At 43.5% G+C, this 7,202-nt stretch carries 6 protein-coding genes; all 6 read right to left on the bottom strand.

Translation table 11 applies throughout. From position 1 onward, the window contains the following. A partial coding sequence (gene rpoN / locus J7J62_05735) for an RNA polymerase factor sigma-54 (GenBank protein MCD6124655.1) occupies nucleotides 1–1,364 on the bottom strand: 1,364 nt, incomplete at its 3' end. A gap of 82 nt (nucleotides 1,365–1,446) precedes the next feature. Continuing rightward, entirely contained in the window at nucleotides 1,447–2,331 is an 885-nt protein-coding gene (locus J7J62_05730) for a site-2 protease family protein (GenBank protein ID MCD6124654.1), read from the bottom strand. Beyond that, nucleotides 2,324–3,289: an HD domain-containing protein gene (locus J7J62_05725; GenBank protein ID MCD6124653.1), complete on the bottom strand. Its 966-nt coding sequence runs from the start codon at nucleotides 3,287–3,289 to the stop codon at nucleotides 2,324–2,326. Before J7J62_05725 ends, J7J62_05730 begins: the two co-directional genes overlap by 8 nt. Then, complete coding sequence (locus J7J62_05720) at nucleotides 3,286–4,125, bottom strand: peptidyl-prolyl cis-trans isomerase (GenBank protein MCD6124652.1); 840 nt, start codon at nucleotides 4,123–4,125, stop codon at nucleotides 3,286–3,288. The genes J7J62_05725 and J7J62_05720 overlap by 4 nt, the downstream gene beginning before the upstream one ends. A 101-nt stretch (nucleotides 4,126–4,226) precedes the next feature. Further along, nucleotides 4,227–5,951, bottom strand: coding sequence for a peptidylprolyl isomerase (locus J7J62_05715; GenBank protein ID MCD6124651.1), 1,725 nt, complete (start codon nucleotides 5,949–5,951; stop codon nucleotides 4,227–4,229). Nucleotides 5,952–6,024: 73 nt separating this feature from the next. Then, on the bottom strand, nucleotides 6,025–7,202 hold a 1,178-nt coding region (locus J7J62_05710), incomplete at its 5' end, for a class I tRNA ligase family protein (protein MCD6124650.1).

Genomic DNA, 7,202 nt, shown 5'->3' with positions numbered 1-7,202 from the left:
GGTATGCCCATTTGCTGACGATACTTCGCAACGGTCCTCCGAGCAATATTTATGCCCTCAGAATTAAGAATCTGTGCTATCCGCTCGTCCGAAAGCGGGAAATGCTTGTTTTCCGATTCGATAAGTTCTTTTATTCTCCTTTTGACCGTATCCGTAGCAACCATGTCGCCAGAATGAGATTTAATCCCGCCAACAAAAAACTTTCTTAGAGGAAATGTACCATATGGAGTAAGAACATACTTATTCCTCACGATTCTTGAAATCGTGGCAGGATGAACCCCGACATACTCCGCTACCTTCTCCATCGTCAGCGGTTTCAGGTTTTCTGGCCCAGCTTCGAAAAATTCGCGCTGAAAATGAAGTATCGCGCGCATTGTGGCAATAAGCGTATTCCTTCGCTGTCTTAGTGCATCAATCCACCAGCGCGCCGACTCAAGCTTTTTGAGCAAGAACTCCTTCGCTTCGTCCGATAGCTCACTCGATTTATTAAGAAGCTCCTTGTATCGGCTATTTATCGTCAACTCAGGGATACCTTGGTCGTTGTAGATAATCTGCCATTCACCACGGTCGTCTTTAGCAACAATAAGGTCAGGCTCGATGTGCACAACTTTTGTCTCGCGCCCTTCAGCAGGCGAAAAAGAAAGATGCGAGAGAATTTCTTTCGCCGCAGCTATTTCCTCTTCATCAACACCAAGCGATTTGGCAAGGTGCGATAAAGGCTTAGTTTTTAACTCATCGAAGTGATCTCTGACAAGCTTGAACGCCACAGAATCCTCAAGCCCAAGGTCTTTTAGCTGAATCAGCAAACACTCCCTCAAATCTTGTGCCGCTATCCCCGGCGGTGAAAGGGATTGAACGACTTTTAACGCCCGCCTTACATCATCATCCGTGAACTCGTATCCCTGTTTCTTCAATTCATTTTTTATCTCCTCGATTGTGAGGGGTAGGAAACCCCTTTCATCAAGATTTCCTATTATGAATTCGCCGATTATTTTCGTTTTCTCGTCGGTCGCTGCAAGCATGAGTTGCTCCATAAGGTCCTCGTAGGTTGACTTCTCATACTTTGCTATCGCCAATGGGTCAGTGGTATCATCCTGCTCGTCAAAACCAAGCTGAGCACCAGCAAGAGACAGCCCATCGAGAAATTTTCGCCATTGGTCGAGTTGCTCATCTATTTTTGGATTTGGTTTATCGTCTACTATCGGTGGGTCAACAACCTCGAGCAAAGGATTTTCCTGAAGCTCTTCATTGAGTTTCTGAATAAGATCAAGTTTGGGCAACATCAAAAGCTTTAGCGTTTGAATGAGCTTAGGCGTTAGAATTTGCCGTAACTGTGGAACCTGTCGTAGAGATAGTTTTTCCATTGGTGCCTCCTATATAGATAAGATATAGGAGACAAGGGAATGTTCAATAAGTAAATGAAAAAGCGATTTTAACGTATATTTATCACCCAAATGGCACAGGCGTGAATGTTATTATGAAAATAAATATACAAAACCACCCTAAAAATTTCCTACGCCAGTCAAGCGACATGCTCGGATAAATTATTGGTGGGTGTTTTAGCCCGAGAACGAAGTACAATAAAAATGCCCATATTATCCAGCCGGGCCAAAATATGCCGAGCGGAAGAAGCGAGAAAAAAACTATTTTCGAAACCACATTAGCCTTTTCATCGCCAAGTAAAGCATACATTATATGTCCACCATCGAGCTGACCTATAGGGAGCAAATTAAGCGATGTCACGAAAAGCCCCAACCATGCTGCGAAAGCAGGCGCCGAAAGCTGTAGGTCATACCCGGATGGTATTGTCCCGTGAATAGCTTTTACAACCGCGACAAGAATTATTGAACCACCCAATCGCAATCCTACCGCAGGTTTTGTTATCATTACTATCTTTGAGTGCCAAACACCCCAGAAAAGTATAGGCAGTGCAGCGAAAAAACCAGCCAAAGGTCCCGCTGCACCAACATCCATAAGAGTATCGCGGTACTTTATAGGTTCTTTAATTTTTATAAACGCACCGAATGTTCCTATCAAAGTGGGTGCAGGAATGAAATACGGCAAGGTAGCACGGATATTGTGATATTTTGCAGCGAGATAATGTCCGGTTTCGTGAATGCCAAGAATCAGCATGAGTGGCAACGAAAACTTTAAACCCGAAATGTACCACAAAATCCCCGTGCGCCCAGCTCCTTCCATCATAGCGCCCGCGAAGGTCGTGGTGAAAAGCGTTATCACAAAAAGAATCAAATTAAGCGTTATCTTTTTTCTACGCTGAAACTGGGGAAACGATATTTTTATGACCTCTTGCTGAGTCTCGTATTCATTCATTGGTGTCATTCCTGTACCCATCAAGATAAATAAATCTATTCAAAAGATTTATATACTTTGAGAACTGCTTACCCTTAGGTAATTCCTTCTCGATGATATGCTCCACACCAGCAGCCTGGGAATCAAGTAAGTCTGCATGATGAAGAATAATAGCTTCAATAGTCATAGGCCTTATCGCAGCTCCGCGTTCTGCATCGCCGTGATGGGATAAAATCATGTGGACTACCTCGTCGAGCAACTCGTCAGGAAAGCCATCAATCCTGGATGCACTTTCTACCACCCTCATCACACCAAGCACTGTATGACCAAGCAATCTGCCTTTAACAGAATAATCGAAAAAGCCCGCAATACTCAGCTCATCGACCTTGCCAATGTCGTGAAGTAGTGCTCCACAAATGAGAAGGTCACGCCTGCACGGAGAATAAAATTCGCTGACTTTTTTGCAGACCGCCGTTACCCTTAGTGTGTGCTCCGCAAGACCGCCCAAATACGCACCATGCCACAGTTTTGCAGCGGGATATGTCAAAAACTTATCTCTAAATTCGCCGTCAGAAAATATCGAAGTAGCAAGCTTCTTCAGCCACTCGTCCTCAAGTAAGTTTATGTATTTTTCTACTTGTTTCCATAACACATCAGAAGAATACCGCCCCTTGGGCAGCAGTTGTTCTATTTCTACTTCGTTAGGTTCAGCCAATCTTATTTTCTGAATGGAAAGCCAGCTCTTACCACCATATTCCATGCCTTCGCCCATAATCTTTACCACGCTTCCTTGAGAAAGCATCTTATATAGTTCTTGTGCGTCGTCTCCCCAGTATGTGCCGTTTATTCTGCCTGACGAGTTACCAACTTCAAGTGATAGATAATGTTGTCCCTCCTTCACCCGTTGTTCAATTTTCCTGATAACGAAAAATCCAAGGATTTTCTCGCCCACCTCTATTTTTCTTAAATCATCGCTCATTTGAACGAGTTTGCTATGGAATCTATTAAAGCGGTATCTACCGCTATATCGCTTGATGTTCGAAGCGAATCTACGATTTTGGTCAATCTCTCGTTAAGCTTGAGAGTGAAAAGCTGGTTTCTTATTTCCGACCTTACCTCATCCAGAGGCCTCAAAGTACCTTCCTTTTTCTTTTCCAGAATCATGAAGAAATGATAGTTTCCCTGCGCTTTGACGGGACCAACTACATCTCCGACATTAGCATTAAAAACAGGCTTAACGAGTTCAGGCAAAAGGTCATTCCTCGTGAACCATCCTATATAACAACTATCCCTTGGGGAATACGAACTCGAAAATCTTCTGGCAACCTCGCAAAAGCTTGCTCCAGATTTCAAGGCTTTTTTGACAGAGTCAGCATAACTTTTGTTGTCCACGCTTATATAGAGTGCCTTAATCTCATCCGATTCACGGATATAATCGCTTTTGTGGGATTCATAATATTCGTTGATCATCTCAGGTGTTATTTCTATCTGCGCGCTCAAAACTTTCTGTCGAAGGTAATCTATCAAAATGTGGCGTCTTGCCTCATCGAGTCGTCGCCTAACCTCGTCGTCAGAGTCAGCACCTTTCCTTTCCGCGAACAACGCCAGAAGCTGTTCATCAATCCAATCATGAGCAATTTTTATCCATTGCTCCTTCGAAATCTTACCGCGGTATTCCTTCGGAACCTGCTCCACAAATTCGTAGACAGTTAAGGTTTTTGAATCAGCCTTTGCTACCTTGCGCTCTGACTTGCCACATCCGATAAATGCCGAAACAGCAAGAATAATGGTTAATGTGTATATCAAATACCTCATTAATTTAAAGATATCTCGTTTGACAAACTGCGCAAACGATTAAAAAAGGGCATCCCACAAGAGGATGCCCTCACTCTCACTACCAACTACTAACCAACGATTCAGCTTGCCGGTGTCTTAGCTTTTTCCTCTTCTTTGCCCTCGTATTTACTTTTATCGATGGTTTTCGCTATGTTTTTCTCATAGATTTTGAAACCATACTTCTTCTTAGCTTTTTCGATCCAATCCTTGTATGCCTTGTTTCTGAGCTTTACGCGCAATCTGCTTCTTGCTATTCTTGCAACGCGCTCAAATGGTCTTGGCTGAGGCGGAATCTTTTCTATAACCTTTATCACAGAGTATTTGCCCTGGAACGGAATAGGAGCAGGATACACATCGCCCGGATTGATTTGCTGTGCCGCTCTGTATAGCTCGGGATAGCGCCTTTCGGTAAGCTCGAGTTCTCCTCCCCGGTCCTTAACATATGTCCTTAATGTGTATTTCTTCGCTAATTCCTTGGCGTCCTCGCCCTTCTTTATTCTATCGATAAGTTTCTTGGCCTCGTCCTCTGTCGCTACCTGAATCTCGATAGCCTTTATGGTGGCTGGGGTCATGAACGAATCTTTATTCTCCTCATAGTATTTCCTGACCATTTCATCGGTGATGTTCACATCCATTATCTTCCGCTTGTAGATGTCGATCATTCTTCTTTCGAGGTCTCTTTTCAGGTAGTCGTTATACTCCTCAGACTTGTCCACACCCATTTCAAGTGCCTTCTGCTCGAGTAATGTGGGCTGCAACATGGCGAAAACAAGGTCTCTAAGCTCATCCTCGTTGGTATACTTCCCTCGTCTGAAGGGCGGAATAGTGTTGAAAGCGGAATCAAATTGTGCGATAGTCCATGAACCGCCTTTCCATGTGCACAATTTCATCGATTTTTCCTCATCAGTATACTGAGGTCCCTTCGGCTGTGGAGCATTGGGTTGCATATACTTTTCTGGTGGCGGAAGCGTCGAGAGCTCACGAAGAACAATTTTTACTGCATCGGGGTTAAATTGTATGTTAGCCTCATTCTTCAAATTCTCAAGGAACTTGTCTACGAGTTCTCTTTGCTTCTTTCTACGCAAGAGGTCAGTTATTCTCTCCTTCTCTTCCTCAAAAGATTTCAGGTTTGGATTTTTCCTCTTACCTTTAACCATTATTATGTGCCATCCAAACCTCGTTTTCACCGGCTCCGAGAACTGTCCGGGATTAAGCGCGAAAGCAGCTTTTTCAAAGTCAGGGTCCATAGTGAAAGCGGTGAACCAGCCGAGGTCACCACCGCGGTCTTTGGTTGCTCTATCGAGCGAGTATTTAGCGGCAAGTTCTTCGAATGAGGCGCCATTCTTAAGCATTTTGTAAATAGAATCAGCTAACTCCTTGGAATCCACAAGAATATGCGCAGCATTTATTTCCTCTTTCATCATCTCGTAGGCGGATTTTACCTCGTCCTCAGGTATGTCCTTCGCCTTTTTAACTATTTCTATGTCGTAAAGAGCCTGAAGAAGGCGGCTTTTCTTGTTGCTTTCAACGAACTGCTTTATCTCGGGAAGTGTGTCATAGCGTTCATTATAAGCTGCGGTTAATATAAGTTTCTCTTCCAGAGCACGCTGGACAGCTTGTTTCTTAACATTTAGCTCGTCCTCATACGACCTGAATGCTCTTGGACCTATAAGTTTGTCGAGGTCCTCAACTGTGATCTGATATTTGCCTGCCTTGCCCAGAACATTAGGCTTTGGACCGCAGCCAGCAATAAGAACCGCAACTGCCAAAACAACCAAAACAAGCTTTACAGAATGCCGCATCATCATACCTCCTTTTTTCGTTGGATTTTACAATTTAAAAAATAAAATAGTTTAATCAAAAAAAATAGCAACAAATTTATTTTATCGATTCAAGTTGAGCACGAAGAATTTTTAATTTTTCCTCAAATTGTTCTTTTTTCTTTATTTCAGCCTCGACCACATCTTTTGGCGCTTTCTTTATAAAATCCTTATTTGCAAGTTTTCTCTCGCTCGCTTCTATTATCTTCTCTAATTGCACTATTTCCTTTTCAATTCTTGCTACCTCCTTTTCCACATCAACAATACCCTCAAGAGGTATGAACATTTCTCCGAGCTCGGTTGCAGCAATACCACATTTGGCATCAGGCTTATCATAAATCGTTTTCGCACCATTCACCCGAGCAAGGAATACTATAAGTTCTTGCTGGCCTTCAAAAATTCTCCTTTCGTCATCACCTTTGGGTATAAGCAATATTTCTCCGACCTTTTTAGTTCCTATACCCATATTGGCTTTTATGTTTCTGGCTGCGATTATCAGCTCCTTTACTTTCTCGAAGTCAACTTCTGCTTTGCTGTCAACGAATTTTTCGAACTGCTTGAAATCGGGATATTCAGCAAGCATTATCGTTGGCTTATCGTCCGGAATCAACCCCTCAACCACATTCTCTCCCAATCTGTGCCAAAGCTCTTCAGTTAAGTAAGGCAGAATCGGATGCATGAGTCGTAGCACAGTCTCAAACACAGTTAATGTTAGAATTTTTTCGTCCCTGTCCTCCTTTATTCGAAGTTTGGCTGCCTCAAGAAACCAATCGCAGAGCTCGCGCCAGAAAAACCTGTGAATAGTCGAAACCACCTCGTCCAATCTAAATTGCTCGTACGCCTCGTTAACTTCCCTAACCGCAGTGGCGAGTCGGGAAAGAATCCACCTGTCTGCAAGCGTCTTTGGGCTCGGAGCCTTAAGCTCTTCAACCTTAAATCGTTCATCACCTATGCTCATAAGTATAAGTCGGCTCGCGTTCCACACCTTATTCGTGAAATTCCGCCCTATCTCGAACGACTTCATGTCGATAAACAGGTCTTGACCAGCAGCAGCCTGAGAAAGCAGCGTGAATCTGAGTGCATCCCTGCCGTAAAGCTTCACCACATCGAGCGGGTCAATACCGTTACCGAGGGATTTCGACATTTTTCTACCGAGCTTATCTCGAACAGTCCCATGTATATAAACGGTATGGAAAGGTCTTTCGCCGCAGAAATGCTCACCTGCCATAATCATAC

It is taken from the genome of bacterium (assembly GCA_021159335.1).
Classification (GTDB): Bacteria; UBP14; UBA6098; order B30-G16; family B30-G16; genus JAGGRZ01.
This window is presented reverse-complemented; position numbering and strand designations above follow the sequence as displayed.

Coding starts and splice junctions, on each gene's coding strand:
- J7J62_05715 (MCD6124651.1), bottom strand. CDS start 5,951: ATGATGCGGCATTCTGTAAAGCTTGTTTTGGTTGTTTTGGCAGTTGCG.
- J7J62_05720 (MCD6124652.1), bottom strand. CDS start 4,125: ATGAGGTATTTGATATACACATTAACCATTATTCTTGCTGTTTCGGCA.
- J7J62_05730 (MCD6124654.1), bottom strand. CDS start 2,331: ATGAATGAATACGAGACTCAGCAAGAGGTCATAAAAATATCGTTTCCC.
- J7J62_05725 (MCD6124653.1), bottom strand. CDS start 3,289: ATGAGCGATGATTTAAGAAAAATAGAGGTGGGCGAGAAAATCCTTGGA.